This window comes from Roseateles puraquae (genome assembly GCF_002205845.1).
In the GTDB taxonomy this organism is placed as follows: Bacteria; Pseudomonadota; Gammaproteobacteria; order Burkholderiales; family Burkholderiaceae_C; genus Pelomonas; species Pelomonas puraquae.
Genome location: NZ_NISI01000001.1, coordinates 1,362,993 through 1,378,732 on the forward strand (window position 1 = coordinate 1,362,993; position 15,740 = coordinate 1,378,732).

12 protein-coding genes are annotated in these 15,740 nt (G+C 65.8%); all 12 read right to left on the bottom strand.

The window, feature by feature from the left end:
* Nucleotides 1–6: 6 nt before the first annotated feature.
* Nucleotides 7–651 (bottom strand): pilus assembly PilX family protein, encoded by a 645-nt coding sequence (locus CDO81_RS06195; RefSeq protein ID WP_088482220.1) that lies wholly within the window; start codon nt 649–651, stop codon nt 7–9.
* Nucleotide 652: 1 nt separating this feature from the next.
* The gene (locus tag CDO81_RS06200) at nt 653–1,747 is read right to left on the bottom strand and encodes a PilW family protein (RefSeq protein WP_144397145.1); all 1,095 of its coding nucleotides are present in this window, start codon (nt 1,745–1,747) and stop codon (nt 653–655) included.
* Nucleotides 1,748–1,759: 12 nt separating this feature from the next.
* Complete coding sequence (locus CDO81_RS06205; protein ID WP_144397146.1) at nt 1,760–2,170, bottom strand: type IV pilus modification PilV family protein; 411 nt, start codon at nt 2,168–2,170, stop codon at nt 1,760–1,762.
* A 25-nt stretch (nt 2,171–2,195) separates the two neighbouring features.
* Nucleotides 2,196–2,798, bottom strand: a complete 603-nt coding sequence (locus CDO81_RS06210) for a GspH/FimT family pseudopilin (protein WP_088482223.1) — start codon at nt 2,796–2,798, stop codon at nt 2,196–2,198.
* A gap of 2 nt (nt 2,799–2,800) precedes the next feature.
* Nucleotides 2,801–3,268, bottom strand: coding sequence for a type IV pilin protein (locus CDO81_RS06215; RefSeq protein WP_088482224.1), 468 nt, complete (start codon nt 3,266–3,268; stop codon nt 2,801–2,803).
* Nucleotides 3,269–3,516: 248 nt separating this feature from the next.
* A complete protein-coding gene (locus CDO81_RS06220; RefSeq protein ID WP_088482225.1) occupies nt 3,517–4,992 on the bottom strand; it encodes a glutamate synthase subunit beta in 1,476 nt (491 codons plus the stop codon).
* Between the two features lie 11 nt (nt 4,993–5,003).
* On the bottom strand, nt 5,004–9,761 hold the full coding sequence (locus CDO81_RS06225) for a glutamate synthase-related protein (protein ID WP_088482226.1): 4,758 nt from the start codon (nt 9,759–9,761) through the stop codon (nt 5,004–5,006).
* Between the two features lie 106 nt (nt 9,762–9,867).
* The gene (locus CDO81_RS06230; RefSeq protein ID WP_241516859.1) at nt 9,868–10,593 is read right to left on the bottom strand and encodes an REP-associated tyrosine transposase; all 726 of its coding nucleotides are present in this window, start codon (nt 10,591–10,593) and stop codon (nt 9,868–9,870) included.
* Nucleotides 10,594–10,663: 70 nt separating this feature from the next.
* Nucleotides 10,664–11,803: a deoxyguanosinetriphosphate triphosphohydrolase gene (locus CDO81_RS06235; protein WP_088482227.1), complete on the bottom strand. Its 1,140-nt coding sequence runs from the start codon at nt 11,801–11,803 to the stop codon at nt 10,664–10,666.
* Entirely contained in the window at nt 11,803–12,897 is a 1,095-nt protein-coding gene (gene aroB / locus CDO81_RS06240) for a 3-dehydroquinate synthase (protein ID WP_088482228.1), read from the bottom strand. Before aroB ends, CDO81_RS06235 begins: the two co-directional genes overlap by 1 nt.
* A 75-nt stretch (nt 12,898–12,972) precedes the next feature.
* Nucleotides 12,973–13,512: a shikimate kinase gene (locus tag CDO81_RS06245; RefSeq protein WP_088482465.1), complete on the bottom strand. Its 540-nt coding sequence runs from the start codon at nt 13,510–13,512 to the stop codon at nt 12,973–12,975.
* Nucleotides 13,513–13,531: 19 nt separating this feature from the next.
* The gene (locus CDO81_RS06250) at nt 13,532–15,724 is read right to left on the bottom strand and encodes a beta strand repeat-containing protein (RefSeq protein WP_088482229.1); all 2,193 of its coding nucleotides are present in this window, start codon (nt 15,722–15,724) and stop codon (nt 13,532–13,534) included.
* Nucleotides 15,725–15,740 lie beyond the last annotated feature (16 nt).

Below are 15,740 nucleotides of genomic sequence, written 5' to 3' on the forward strand. Positions count from 1 at the left end.
CGCTGCTTACAGCCGGACGATGGTTTCGGTGAACGAGACGGTGCCGCGCGCGCTCTGCGCCCTGACGACGATCCGGTAGTACTGGGAACTGACCACCATGGTCTCGATCTTGGTGTCCTTGTAGTTGGTGACACCCTTGTTGCCGCCGCCGGTGAGCGCGGAGCCCACGGGTACGGCGCAATCGACGGCGCTGGGTGCACCGGCCGCTGAACACAATCGCGTGATGATGTAGCGCGCTTTGTTGTTGCCGCCGTTCAGCGTCACTTCGTTGGACGGTTGGACGCAGCCGGTGCAGTTCGTTGCGCCGGTCCAATTGACAAGCGCCCGGGTCGAATCCCCGCTCTGGCCGGTCATGTCGATGGCATCCCGGCTGCTGGCGTAGTAACCCGCCGTGGGCTGATCGGATTGCAGCGTCGTGCCCGCGTTGGTGTTCAGGTAGGCGATGGCTTGCTCAGCCGCCTGGGCCGCAGCGGAAGTCGCGTCTTGCTTGAAGCCGAGGTTGCCGATCACGAGCGCACTGGTGTCCACCGAACGCACCAGGGCCACAGCACCCAGGGAGATGACCACCAGGGCCATCAAGGCAAAGATCAGTGAGACGCCCCGCTGCACCAGGGCCGGTCGTCGACGATCGATCACACCGCAGTCCTTCATGTCATTGCCCCCAGATCACGTTGCGCAGCGGCGCGGTCACCTCGAACACCGAATAGCGGTAGTGCTTCCAATCCGCCACGTTGCTGACGCTCAGGCTCAGGCACTTGCTGCTGCCGCACACGCTGGTGCCGGCGATGGTGGCCGCCGTGCCGACATCCCACAGGGGCGCCGCAGCCGTGACCTCGTCCTTCTGGTAGGAACTGCTGCGCGCGACGAGCGCGATTCGCACCGCCCGCACCTGCATCCAGCCCGCGTTCGTCGTCGGCGTGGTGTTGTCGTAGGTATCGACGACACCATCGGCATTGGTGTCCTTGCCGTACATCGCGCGCAGGGCCACGATCTGCGGAAAGAGGTCCTGGGACACCGTCCCGCCGGTGCCCAGGTCCAGGGTCTGCTGCTGCAGGTTGTAGTTCGCATCCACGGCGAACGTACGCAGCACCAAGCGGCCGGCATTGAGCAGACGATCACCCGCCAGATAGCCCCCTGTCGGCGCCACCTGCCCCCCGTTGTTCCAGTTGGAGCTCGTGGCATGCACCAGCTGGTTGGTGCTGGCGATGCTCGTGACCTGATAGGCACCACACCAGTTGGTCGCGCTGTAGCCGGTGGGAACGGCAAACACGATGTCATTCACCGAGAAGCCAAGGGCCGACCTCAGCGTAAACCGGTCCGAGGTCGTCGGGTGATTGACGCTGATGATGCCCGGCACCGTGTAGTTGCGGTCCGAGTACATGACCGTCACGCGGTCAGGCGCCCCCGCTGTGCCGGCGGTGATCATCACCGGGACCAAGGTCCAGTTGAGCGCCCCCGCGACGGCATGGTTGGCCTGGATGGGGCAACCCAGCACCGACAGATCGCTCAGCAGGCCATAGCCCGCCATCTGGATCTCGCGCTGCAGCGTGTACAGCCCCAGCGCACCATTGACCTGGGCATCGCCGCCGCCCGTGGTGACGCGCTTCTGGCCTTCAGAGAAGGACAGCACCTGAGCGGTCACCAACACCACGACCAGGCCGAGCAGCAGCCCGACCATCAACTCGATGAGCGTGACCCCGCGCTGGCGCGGCGCGGTCGGCTGGATGACAGAGTGCAAAGACGTCACGGCAACGGCACCTCAGTTGATGGACGTGGCCATCGTGAATCGACTTTGGGATTCACCAGCGGCCGTCCAGCGGATATCGATGGACACGGCACCGGCATTGGTCACCGTGACGGTGGCCGTCCCACTGGGCAGGCGCGACGAGACCCGGGCCAGCCAGTCGGTGCAGACGGCGTTGCAGGTGCCGCTGGTGTCGTAGGTGGTGAGGTTGGACGTCCGGTCCGTCCACATCGCACCCACCAACTGCTGGGCCAGGAAGGCCGCTTCGGCACGGAACGTGGCCGAGGTCTGGGCACGGGTCATCGCACTCTGAAGCCCCACCACACCCAGCACCCCCATCGCGCAGATCAGCAAGGCCACCAGCGCCTCCAGCATGGCAAAGCCGCCAACCGGGCGCCGATTTCGCGTTGTCGAGTTTGATTTCATGGCTGCATCTCCATCGCGCGGCGCATCAGCACTTGCGCGGATCACCGCTGGCGTTGACGCTCGGCTCGCACATCCGGATGGTGCCGCCGGTGCCCACGACGATGCGCAGGGCACGGAAGTCATTGCCCGACGTGTCGTTGTCGATGTCCAGCTGCGCCAGGCCGGTGTTGTCGACCGGGCGGCCAAACCCGTTGAACACCACCACCTGGCCCGGCTGGTTGGCGCTGTCGGAGCCTTGCACCTTCACCCACTTGCCGCCACCGCCGGTGGCTTGCTTGTCCAGGATGCGCGGCGCCGTGGTCTCGCCGACGTCGGTGCCGCATTTGCCGCCCGGATCGTCCAGGCTGACGACCCACGAGGAGCCGTCGTCGTCCACGACGCAGCTGTCGTCCATCACGGCCGAATCGCTCAACCTCACCAGGGAGAAACGCACGTTGGTGTTGCGACGCATCGCCTCGGCGCGGGCCTTTTGCAGGCCGGTCTGCAGCGACGTGGCCACGTTGCGGATCTGGATGTTGCGGATCCAGGTGCTCGCGCTCGGAATGATCGCCAACAGCAGCAATGCCACCAGGGCGACCACGACCGCCAACTCGATGAGGGTGACGCCCCGCGGGGCTGGCCGCCTCATGATCAGCACTCGCTGCCCTTGGCCAGCCAGCAGTTCTTGCCCGACACGGTCGAGCCTTTGAACTGCGTGGTGGTCTGCAGGTTGGACTGGTTGATGGTGTAGACGTGGCCCACTGACACGGTGCCCGTCTTGCCCGTCGCGGTGAGCGTGTAGCCTTGGCCCGTGTTGGTCAGCGCGCACGCGTAGGTGAAGCCCTTGGCCCCAGTCGGCGCGAAGGTCTTCCAACTCGGTGCGTTGGTCGCGTCGACGCAGGCGCTACCGCCGTAGTTGCGGTTGTCCTGGTAGTACTGCTCCATCTTGACGCGGTAGTCAGCGAGCTGCGAGAACGCCTCGGGCAAAGAACCGCGTCGCACGTAATCCTTGTAGGCCGGCACTGCCACGGCCGCGAGGATGCCCACGATGGCCACCGTGATCATCAGCTCGATCAGCGTGAAGCCTTGTTGCGACGAAGAGGTCTTGTAGTGGGACATGCGCGGTTCCTGTGAGCCAAGGAGGGGGCGTCGGACGCCCTCGGACCAGCCGCCAAGCGGCCTTTTCGAGTCATTCTCCGGCAGGGGCGGGTGCGAATGTCGTGCAAAACTTGGCGGCACGGAAGCGCTTCTCGACGGGCGTCGAGCCGTCCGCGACGAACGGCACAGATCCGTAAGCATTTGCTACGGCTCATGAAAAACGCGACCCGAAGGTCGCGTTCCGAGAGGTTGGGCCGTACGGCAGGCGTTCAGCGCGGCAGCGTTGAGCTGCCCATCAGGTATTCGTCCACCGCCCGGGCAGCCTGGCGGCCTTCCCGGATGGCCCAGACCACCAGGCTCTGGCCCCGGCGCATGTCGCCGGCGGCAAAGACCTTGTCGACATTGGTCTTGTAGGCCGCGGCACCCTCGGTCGGGGCCTTGCCGTTGCCGCGGGCGTCCTTCTCCACGCCGAAAGCGTCGAGGATGGTGGACACCGGCGACACGAAGCCCATGGCCAGGAAGGCAATGTCGGCCTTGAGCACCTGCTCGCTGCCCTCGACCTCGGTCATCTTGCCGCCCTGCCATTGCAGGCGCACGGTCTTGACGCCGGTGAGCTTGCCCTTCTCGCCAATGAACTCCTTCGTGGCAATGGCGAACTCGCGCTCGCAGCCCTCCTCGTGGCTGGAGGAGGTGCGCAGCTTGATCGGCCAGTAAGGCCAGGTCAGCGGACGGTCTTCCACCTCAGGCGGCTGGGGCAGCAGTTCGAACTGGGTCACGCTCTTGGCACCGTGGCGGTTGCTGGTGCCGACGCAATCGGAGCCGGTGTCACCGCCGCCGATGACGATGACGTGCTTGCCGTCCGCGCGGATCTGGTTCTTCAGCTTGTCACCCGCATTGACCTTGTTCTGCTGCGGCAGGAACTCCATGGCGAAGTGCACACCGGCCAGGTCGCGCCCGGGCACCGGCAGGTCGCGCGATTGCTCCGCGCCACCGGTCAGCAGCACCGCATCGAACTGGCTCTTGAGCTCGTCGGCCGAGATGGTTTCCTTCGCCCAATTGGTGACCTTGGAGCCATCCGGCAGGCTGCCCACCAGCACGCCGGTGCGGAACTCGACGCCTTCGGCCTTCATCTGCTCGACGCGGCGGTCGATATGGGACTTCTCCATCTTGAAGTCCGGGATGCCGTAGCGCAGCAGGCCGCCGACCCGGTCGTTCTTCTCGAACACCGTGACGCTGTGGCCAGCGCGGGCCAACTGCTGGGCTGCGGCCAGGCCCGCCGGCCCGGCCCCGACGATGGCGACCTTCTTGCCGGTCTTGACCTTGGGCGGCTGCGGCTGCACCCAGCCCTCGGCCCAGGCGCGGTCGATGATGGCGTGCTCGATGGACTTGATGCCGACCGCGTCGTCGTTCACGTTCAGCGTGCAGGCCGCCTCGCAGGGCGCGGGGCAGATGCGGCCGGTGAACTCGGGGAAATTGTTGGTGCTGTGCAGCACGGTGATGGCGTGCTTCCAGTCCTCAGGCCGCCCCTTGTAGACGAGGTCGTTGAAGTCCGGGATGACGTTGTTCACCGGGCAGCCGTTGTTGCAGAAAGGCGTGCCACAGTCCATGCAGCGCGCCCCCTGCTGCTTGGCCTGCTCAGCGTTCAGGCCGATGACGAATTCCTTGTAGTTCTTGACCCGAGCCGGCACGGGCTCGTAGCCCTCTTCCAGACGCTCGTACTCCAGAAAGCCAGTCACTTTTCCCACGGCTTCTCTCCTTAGACTTTCGCCGCCGCAGGCGCCTTGGCCTGAGCGATGGTTTGTGCCGCTTCCTTCGCGGCGTTGAGCTCACCCAGCGCGCGGCGGTACTCGTTCGGGAAGACCTTGACGAACTTGGCGCGCGACTCGGCCCAGTGGTCGAGGATGTCGCGGGCACGCTGGCTGCCCGTCCAGCGGTGGTGGTCTTCCAGCAGCTTCTTGAGGATGGCCTCGTCCGTCTGCGGCTCGCGGTCCGCACCGTCTACGGCCTTGGTCTTGTGCCAGATGGCCTTGTCGACCGTTGCCTCTTGCTCCTGGGCGGTCAGCAGCTTTTCGAGCGAGACCATGCTGGTGTTGCAGCGCTTGGCGAAGTGGCCGTCCTCGTCGTAGACGTAGGCGATGCCGCCGCTCATGCCGGCAGCGAAGTTGCGGCCAGTCTTGCCGAGCACGGCCACCGTCCCGCCGGTCATGTATTCGCAACCGTGGTCGCCCGTGCCCTCCACCACCGCGGTGGCGCCCGACAGGCGCACCGCGAAGCGCTCACCCGCCACGCCGCGGAAGAAGGCCTCGCCGCGGGTCGCGCCGTACAGCGCCGTGTTGCCCACAATGATGTTCTTCGTTGCGTCGCCACGGAAGTCGATGCTCGGGCGCACCACCACGCGGCCACCGGACAGCCCCTTACCGGTGTAGTCGTTCGCGTCGCCGATCAGGTAGAAGGTGATGCCCTGGGCCAGGAAGGCGCCGAAGCTCTGGCCGCCCGTGCCTTCCATCTGGATGAAGATGGTGTGGTCGGGCAGGCCCTCGGGCTTGCGGCGGATCAGCTCACCCGACAGCCGCGCCCCGACCGAGCGGCGCACGTTGGTCACTTCTTGCATGAACTGCACCTTCTCGCCCTTCTCGAAGGCCGGCAGGCACTTCTCGATGAGCTTGACGTCCAGCGCGCGGTCCAGGCCGTGGTCCTGCACGTCGTTGTGCAGGCGCGAAACCTCGGCCGGCACGGCCGGGCGATGGAAAATGCGGGCGAAGTCCAGGCCCTTGGCCTTCCAGTGCGTGATGGCCTTCTTGGTGTCGAGCCAGTCACTGCGGCCGATCAGCTCGTCGAACTTGCGCACGCCGAGCTGGGCCATGATCTGGCGGGCCTCTTCCGCGACGAAGAAGAAGTAGTTGACGACGTGCTCGGGGCGGCCGGTGAACTTCTTGCGCAGCACCGGGTCCTGCGTGGCCACACCCACCGGGCAGGTGTTGAGGTGGCACTTGCGCATCATGATGCAGCCCTCGGCCACCAGCGGCGCGGTGGCGAAGCCGAACTCGTCGGCGCCCAGCAGCGCGCCGATGACGACGTCGCGGCCGGTCTTCATCTGGCCGTCGGCCTGCACGCGCACGCGGCCACGCAGGCGGTTCAGCACCAGGGTCTGCTGCGCTTCGGCCAGGCCCAGCTCCCACGGCGTGCCGCAGTGCTTGATGGACGACCAGGGCGAGGCGCCCGTGCCGCCGTCATGGCCAGCGATGACGATGTGGTCGGCCTTGCACTTGGCCACGCCGGTGGCGACCGTGCCGACACCGACTTCCGACACCAGCTTGACCGAGACGTCCGCCTTCGGGTTGACGTTCTTCAGGTCGTGGATGAGCTGGGCCAGGTCTTCGATGGAGTAAATGTCGTGGTGCGGCGGCGGGCTGATGAGGCCCACGCCCGGCACCGAGTGGCGCAGGAAGCCGATGTACTCGCTCACCTTGCCGCCGGGCAGCTGGCCGCCCTCGCCGGGCTTGGCGCCCTGGGCCATCTTGATCTGGATCTGGTCGGCGCTGACCAGGTACTCGGTCGTGACACCGAAGCGGCCCGAGGCCACCTGCTTGATCTTGGAGCGCAGGCTGTCGCCGTCCTGCAGCTCGTAGTCGGCCTCCATGATCTTGTGGCCGAGCACGTCGCCGACCTTGCTGCCGCCCACGATCTTGATGCCCTTGAGCTCGTTGCGGTAGCGGGCCGGGTCTTCGCCACCCTCCCCCGTGTTGCTCTTGCCGCCGATGCGGTTCATGGCCACGGCCAGCGTGGCGTGCGCCTCGGTGGAGATGGAACCGAGCGACATCGCGCCGGTGGCGAAGCGCTTGACGATCTCGCTGGCCGGCTCGACCTCCTCCAGAGGAATCGCCTTGCTCGGGTCGAACTTGAACTCGAACAGACCGCGCAGCGTCATGTGCCGCTTGCTCTGGTCGTTGATGATCTGGGCGTATTCCTTGTACGTCTCGAACTTGCCGCTGCGCGAGCTGTGCTGCAGCTTGGCGATGGCGTCGGGCGTCCACATGTGCTCTTCGCCGCGGGTGCGCCAGGCGTACTCGCCGCCGGCGTCGAGCATGCTCTCCAGCAACGGGTCGTCGCCAAAGGCGGCCTCGTGCATGCGGATGGCTTCTTCCGCCACCTCGAACACACCGATGCCGCCCACCTGCGTGGCCGTGCCGCGGAAGTACTTCTCGACGAAGTCCGCCTTCAGGCCGATGGCCTCGAAGATCTGCGCGCCGCAGTAGGACATGTAGGTCGAAATGCCCATCTTGGACATGATCTTGGACAGACCCTTGCCCACGGCCTTGATGTAGTTGTAGCGGGCTTGTTCGGCGGTCAGTTTGGCGGGCAGCTCGTCCTGCATGGCTTCGAGCGTTTCGAGCGCCAGGTAGGGGTGAACGGCCTCGGCGCCGTAACCGGCCAGCACGGCGAAGTGGTGCACCTCGCGGGCCGTACCGGTTTCGACCACCAGGCCGGCGGTCGTGCGCAGGCCCTCGCGCACCAGGTGGTGGTGCACGGCCGACAGCGCGAGCAGCGCCGGGATGGCGACGCGGTCACGGCCGACATGACGATCGGTGATGATGAGGATGTTGTGGCCGGACTTGATCGCGTCCACCGCCGAGGCGCACAGCGAGGCGAGCTGCGCCTCCACGCCCTCACGTCCCCACTCGCGCGGGTAGGTGATGTCGAGTTCGCTGGGCTTGAACTTGCCGTTCGTCGGACCTTCGATGCCGCGCAGGCGCGCCATGTCGTCAAAGTCCAGGATAGGCTGGCTCACTTCCAGCCGCATCGGCGGGTTGATGGCGTTGATGTCCAGCAGGTTGGGCTTCGGGCCGATGAAGCTGTTCAGCGACATCACGATGTTTTCGCGGATCGGGTCGATCGGCGGGTTCGTCACCTGGGCAAAGAGCTGCTTGAAATAGTTGTAGAGCGGCTTGTTCTTGCTCGACAGCACGGCCAGAGGCGAGTCGTTGCCCATGGAGCCGATGCCTTCCTCGCCGTTGGCGGCCATGGGCGCGAGCAGGAACTTGATGTCTTCCTGCGTGGTGCCGAAGGCTTGCTGGCGGTCCAGCAACGACGTCTCGAAAGCCGGGCGGGCCGAATCGGGCACGGCGATGTCGTCCAGCTTGACGCGCACGTTCTCGATCCACTGGCGGTACGGGCGCGCGTTGGCAAACTGGTTCTTCAGTTCTTCGTCGTCAACGATGCGGCCCTGCTCCAGATCGATCAGGAACATCTTGCCTGGCTGCAGGCGCCACTTCTTGACGATCTTGCTCTCGGGGATGGGCAGCACACCCGACTCGGACGCCATGACGACCAGGTCGTCGTCGGTGATGCAGTAGCGCGAGGGACGCAGGCCATTGCGGTCGAGTGCGGCGCAGACTTGGCGGCCATCGGTGAAGGCCATGGCGGCGGGGCCATCCCAGGGCTCCATCATGGCGGCGTGGTATTCGTAGAAGGCGCGGCGGCGCTCGTCCATGCCTTCGTGCTGCTCCCAGGCCTCCGGGATCATCATCATCGCGGCGTGGGCGAGCGGGTAGCCGGCCATGGTCAGCAGTTCGATGGCGTTGTCGAACGTGGCCGTGTCGGACTGGTGCTCGAAGCTGATGGGGTAGAGCTTCTTGAGGTCGTCACCCAGCACCGGCGACTTCATGACGCCTTCGCGGGCGCGCATCCAGTTGAAGTTGCCCTTGACCGTGTTGATCTCGCCGTTGTGGCAGACCATGCGGTAGGGGTGGGCCAGCGGCCATTCGGGGAAGGTGTTGGTGGAGAAGCGCTGGTGCACCAGCGCGATGGCCGAGACGACCCGCGGGTCGGCCAGATCGAGGTAGTACTTGCCAACCTGGTCGGCCAGCAGCAGGCCCTTGTAGATCACCGTGCGGCAGCTCATGCTGGGCACGTAGTACTCGCGGCTGTGCGTGAGCTTCAAGGCCTGGATGGCGCTGGAGGCGGTCTTGCGGATGACGTAGAGCTTTCGCTCCAGGGCGTCGGGGACGATGATGTCCGGGCCGCGACCGATGAAGATCTGGCGGATCACCGGCTCCTTCTCGCGCACGGTGGGCGACATCGGCATGTCGCGGTCAACCGGCACGTCGCGCCAGCCGAGCAGCACCTGGCCCTCGGCCTTCACGGCGCGCGCCAATTCTTGTTCGCAAGCCAGGCGCGAGGCTGCTTCCTTGGGCAGGAAGATCATGCCGACGCCGTATTCGCCGGGCGGCGGCAGCGTGATGCCCTGCTTGGCCATCTCCTCGCGGTAGTACTCGTCCGGGATCTGGATCAGGATGCCGGCGCCGTCGCCCATCAACTTGTCGGCACCGACGGCGCCGCGGTGGTCCAGGTTCTCAAGGATCTTCAGGCCCTGCTGGACGATGTTGTGCGCCTTTTGGCCCTTGATGTGCGCCACGAACCCCAGGCCGCAGGCGTCCTTCTCATTGGACGGCCGGTACAGCCCGTGCTCGGTGAGGTCTTGGATCTCGGACTGAATCTGCGCGGCGTGGCTCATGGCGCCCTCCTGGTTCGTAACAGGCCGGGAGCGTACTGCACCGCAGCAAATGCGGCAACTTCATTAAAATGGGGTCAGGTTCGATTTATTGGCGCCGCATTCCGCGTCAGGATTTAAATGGGGCCAGAGTCGCGCTCCCGTCAATCACTGCCTTTCGCGGCCGCCCCCTCGGCCGCTTCTGAGCCACACGCGGATGCGCCTCTTCCAGCGGCTTCAGGAAGGCCTCGCTCGCCACCGGTCTGCCGCGCAGAGCGGCCGCTGTGAAGAGCGCCTGCTCGTGCGCAGGGACGCCTTGGTCCATGAATTCACGCCAGGCATGCTCACGGTCGAAGGGTGTGTTGCCGAGCGACCAATAGAGCGGATGCTCCGTGATCACGCCCAGCCTCTCCAGCCCGAGATGGTGTCGCGCACTGGACCATGGCCAGTCCTGCGGCTGCGGGCAGAGCCCGGCCCTGACCGGATTGAGTTCCACATAGCGCATGCAGGCCAGCAGATGGCGCTCGCCCTCGATCAAGCCAGCGCGAAACCGCCCTTCCCACAGCGTGCCGCTGCGCTGGTGCCGGGCATTGAACCAACCGACATAGCGCCGACCCAGCGCCTGCATCATCCGGCTCAGCGCGTCGGCGCTGGGCGGCGTGGCGAGCAAATGGAAGTGGTTATCCATCAACACATGGGCGTGCAGGGCCACCTTGTTGACGGCCGAGACCTCCGCGAGGATGTTCAGCAGATGCTGCCGGTCCAGGTCGCTGAAGAAGATGGCCTGGCGGTTGTTGCCGCGCAGGATGATGTGATGGGGCTGATCAGCGAGGATCAACCGGGGCAGTCGGGCCATGGGGAAGGCGTGAAACCGCGAGCTGAGGAGCACGCAGAATAATCGACTCCGACCCCATTTTCAGAAATCGTCAGAAGAGGGTCTGACCGGTCAGGCGTTGGTGCTCGCGCAGCGCATAACGGTCGGTCATGCCGGCGATGTAGTCAGCGCAAGCCCGCTCCCGGTCGGGGCGGCTGGCGAAGTCGGGGGGCATTTGCGATACGTCGCCCACATAGGCGGCGAAAAGATCGCGCAGCACTTGCTCCGCACGCGCCCGCGTCGACTGGACCTGGGGATGGCGGTACAGGTTGGCGAACAGGAACCGCTTCAGCGCTGTGCTCTTCGCACGCATCTCGGGACTGAAGCGCAGCAGCGGTTTCTCGGCATGGCGCACCGCGTCAATGCTTTCGGGGCGTGTGGTCTCGAGCGCTGCGCGCGTCGCGTCGATGATGTCGTAGACCTGCGCCGACAGCATGCGGCGGATGGTCTCGAACAGCAGTCGCTTGCCCGTGAGTTGAGGATGCGCCTCCAAGGCCGCAAGCCAGTGCTCGCGAACCAACTCCACCTCGAGCAGCTGCTCCAGCTCGATCAAGCCGGAGCGCACACCGTCATCCACGTCATGGGCGTTGTAGGCGACCTCGTCGGCCAGGTTGCACAACTGGGCCTCCAGGCTCGGATGCCCGCCGTGCAGGAAACGCGTGGCGATGCCGCCCGGCTCGGCGGCGTCGATCAGCTCGGCATGGCGCCGCGAGCAGTGCTTCAGGATGCCCTCACGCGTCTCGAAGCAGAGGTTGAGACCATCGAAGTGCGGGTAGCGCTGCTCCAGGTGGTCGACCACCCGCAGCGACTGCAGGTTGTGCTCGAAGCCGCCATGCCCCTGCATGCAGGCATCCAGCACATCCTGACCCGCATGACCGAAAGGCGTGTGGCCCAGATCGTGGGCCAGGGCCACGGCTTCGACCAAGTCTTCGTCCAGGCCCAGGCTGCGGGCGATGGAGCGGCCGAGCTGGGCCACTTCCAACGAGTGCGTCAGCCGGGTGCGGAACAGATCGCCCTCGTGGTTCATGAACACCTGGGTCTTGTAGACCAGGCGACGGAAGGCAGTGCTGTGGATGATGCGGTCGCGGTCTCGCTGGAACTCGCTGCGTGTTGGCGCGGGCGGCTCTGCCAGACGCCGCCCGCGGCTGCGTGACGGGTCGGCAGCGTACGGAGGGCGGGTCGGCGGGAGCATCAGGCAGCCCCGTGGTCGGCCAGCAGTTGCGTGATCAGGGTGTCGGGCACCGCATGCAGGCCGGCGCGCCCCAGCGCTTCAATCAACACGAAGCGGATGGCACCGGCCTCGGCCTTCTTGTCCACACGCATCAGCTGCAGGTAGCGATCACTGCCCAGGCGCGGCGGCACGGCCGGCAAGCCGGCGCGCTCGATCAGCGTTCGCAACCGCGTGACGAACTCGACCGGCATCAGTCCCATGCGATGTGACAGATCAGCCGCCAGCACCATGCCGCACGCCACCGCCTCGCCGTGCAGCCAGGCGCCGTAGCCCAGGCCGGATTCGATGGCATGGCCCAGTGTGTGGCCGAAGTTCAGGATGGCGCGCAGCCCTTGCTCACGCTCATCCTGGCCGACGACGTCCGCCTTGATCTCGCAGCTGCGGCGTACCGCGTAACCGAGCACGGCCTTGTCCCGCGAGAGCAAGGCTTCGAGGTTGTCCTCGATCCAGCAGAGGAAACCAGCATCGGCGATCGGGCCGTACTTGATCACTTCAGCCAGGCCAGCCCGCAGTTCTCGGTCGGGCAGCGTGTCCAGCGTGTCCAGGTCGGCAATGACCCGCTCGGGCTGGTAGAAGGCGCCCAGCATGTTCTTGCCCAGCGGATGGTTGATGGCGGTCTTGCCACCCACGGATGAATCGACCTGTGCGAGCAGGGTGGTCGGCACCTGCACGAAAGGCACGCCGCGCATGTAGATCGCGGCCGCAAAACCAGTCATGTCGCCAATGACCCCTCCCCCCAGCGCGAAGAGCACCGTCTTGCGATCCAGGGCTTCGCCGAGCAGGTGATCGCAGATGCGGTTCAGGCTGGCCCAGTCCTTGTGCTGCTCGCCGTCGGGCAGCACGACGAGGTCGACCCGGGCGTAGACGGCGCGCAACTGCGCCTGGAGCCGCTCGGCATAGAGCGGTGCGACCGTATCGTTCGTGACGATGACCGCAGCGGCCGCCCTGGGCAGCGCCTGCCAGCTGGCCGCCTCGTCCAGCAGACCCGAGCCGATGCGGATCTGATAGGTACGGTTGTCAGGCAGCTGGATGCGGACGGTATCGATGGCGGGCATGCTGGCGAGTGTAAGAGGCGCCCTGCCCTGACCGCCTCTGCTAGCGGGCAATGGCGACTTGAAGCCGCCCTGGCTCTACTGCGGCTCAGCGCCGACCGTTGCCGCGACCCGCGTCGGATCCAGCAAGCCCGCCAGCTCCAACTGCATCAGGGCCATGTTGACCAGCGCGTGCACGGAGGGGCGCGCGCTCTCCAGCACGTAGTGGGCGCAGCGCCGGTACAGCGGATCGCGCTGGTGATGGAGTTCGCGCAGCTTGGCCAACGGGTCACGCACCTGCAGCAGCGGCCGCGTGGTGTCGTGCCGAAGGCGCCGCATCAGGTCTTCCGGCGTCGAGCGCAGATAGAGCACGGTCGCGCCGCGATGCAGCATCTCCCGGTTGCGCTCGCGCAGCACTGCGCCGCCGCCCGTCGCGATGACCCGGTCGCCGGGACGAGAAAGCAGTTCAGCGATCACTTCGGTCTCGAGGTCGCGGAAGGCTTCTTCGCCGTGGCGCTCGAAGAACTGGCGAACGGTGCCGCCGATGCGGGCCTCGATTTCGTGATCCGAATCGACAAAAGGCACGCCAATTTGGCGTGCCAGTTGTTTGCCGACGGTGGACTTGCCACCGCCCGGCATGCCCACCAGAGCAATCACGTCAGCGGACGTCCTTGCAGTTGCTGTTCAGCCCATAGGGGCTGTTCGCAAATGCCGGGGCGGGCGACTGGAGCGCTAGCGCGTCAGCCGCGACAGGCAACCATTCGTACGCGTAGAGATAGTCCTCAATCTCCGATGCGGTCGTCACGCCCTTGCCTGCCGCACGAGCTTGGACGGTATCGATCGAATCAGACGGCAGTCGGACCGGAATCCCCAGCGGATAGTAGGCTGGCGGGCTCAACACGCCGGCTGCCGTGACAGTGATCTTGTACTTCACCCACGAGCCAAGGTTCTTCGGGTACTCCAGCTGCAGAACCGCGACGCCGTTCGAGTCGGTCTTGGTAGAGCCGCTCAACGTGATCGACACATCCGATTTCCGCGGGTCAAGTTGCAAGTTGCCGTTGACGTCTTCGCCCGAGTCGATCACACCGTTGCGATTCAGATCCTCGTTCGGGCACGTCGCCCGCAGCGTGTCACTCGTCACCCTCGCACCCGTCGCTGTGATGGTGTACTCAGATTTGTCATCACGAAGCCAGAGCTTCAGGCCGGCGTCGTACACCCAGAATCCCTTGCCGAAACCGCCGAGATCCACGGAAGGCGTGATCTGCACGTCGGACTTGGGGTTGCCAGCAGAGTCCACCACCAACACCACGAACTTCTTCACGTAGGTCAGCGTCGAGGCGCCGTTGGCAATTGAGTTGTCCGTACCGATCGAGATGGAGACCGGGTTCGACACGATGGTCAGCGTGGTGGTGAGCAACTGGCCGCCCGCAGCCGCGCAGTTCGAGACCGTGTCAGTCGCCAGGAAATCGCTGACCTTCCAGCATGCCAGCACCGTCACACCGTTCGTCGGGCTGCTCACAGCGCCCGGGCTGTACGTCGTAGACGCGGTGCCGGACAGGTCGGACAACACGGTGTTGTTGCGCGACGCCACCGAACCGGTGCCGTTGTCGCCCGTCACGCCGAACAGCACGCGGACGTTGGAGACAGGCGCGTTGGCACCGTCCCGGAAGAAGGCACTCAGGGTGACCTGGTTGCTGGTGCTGCCCGTATTCACGGTGACCACGTCAGCTGACAGGTTCAGGGTCTTGGAGACCGGCGTGGTTGCGACTGGCACGGTCGTGCTGCCGCCGCCAGGGATGGTCACGTTGACCGTCGAGTCAGCACCGCCGGCGGCAGCCTTGATCACCAGGGTCGTCCCCGGAGCATTCGGCGCCACATAGTTGAATGTGTAGGCGCCGTTCAAGTCCGTCTTGCCCGTCGCACTGGTGATGCCATTGCCACTGACCGTGATCGTCACGCCCGGCATCGGATTGCTGTTCACGTCGCTGAGCAGGTACTGCACGGTGCCCGCGGCGCCAGCAGAAGCCACGGCGGGCACGGGGCTCGCCTGCGAGAAACGTGCGCCGGTGATCTGGAAGGCCGCCGTCCGCGTGAGGGTGCCGCTGGTGGCCACCACCGTCACGGTGCGGTTGGACCGGTCCTGGCCAATGCTGACGGTGCCGGACACCTGGCCGCTGCTGTTCGTCTGGTTGGACGACGAAACGATGAAGGCGCTGGAGTCGGACACCGACAGCTGCACCGGAATGCCAGCCAAGGCGTTGCGGTTGTTGTCCACCGCCGTCGCTGTCGCCGTGACCGTCCGGCTGCCGGAGTTGTCGATGTTGGACGAACTCAGGGTCAGCGTCAGGTCGTTGGCCTGCGGATTGGTCGACGTGGAGTTCTGGACGATATTGAAGCTGATGGCGCGCGAGATCGTGCCCGAAGTCACCGTCAGGGTGACCGCACGCACCGACGAGTCGGCACCCTGGGTGATCACCGCCGTCTGCGTGCCCGTCGTGGCGTTCGTCGACGTACCGCCAGGCGTGACCAAGGCATTGCCATTGACGGCAAAACTGACTGGCACGCTGCCCACGACCGCGCGATTCGCGTCAATGGTCGTGACCGTGGCGGTGATCGAGTCCGATCCCGAATTGGTCATGGTGGTCTTGTTCAACACGACCACCACGTCGGCCGCCACGGCACTGGCCGCGGAGGACGGGCTGGACGCGCCCGAACCGGGGCCCACCACCGGCGTGCCGGCGCTGCCGCCACCACCGCCACCACAGGCCACCAAAGCGGCGGCCATCCCGAGACCCATCGCAGCCTGGACGATACGGCGCCAGCCCTGCGTGACGATGGATTGCAAAGACATGCTCTAACTCCCGTGT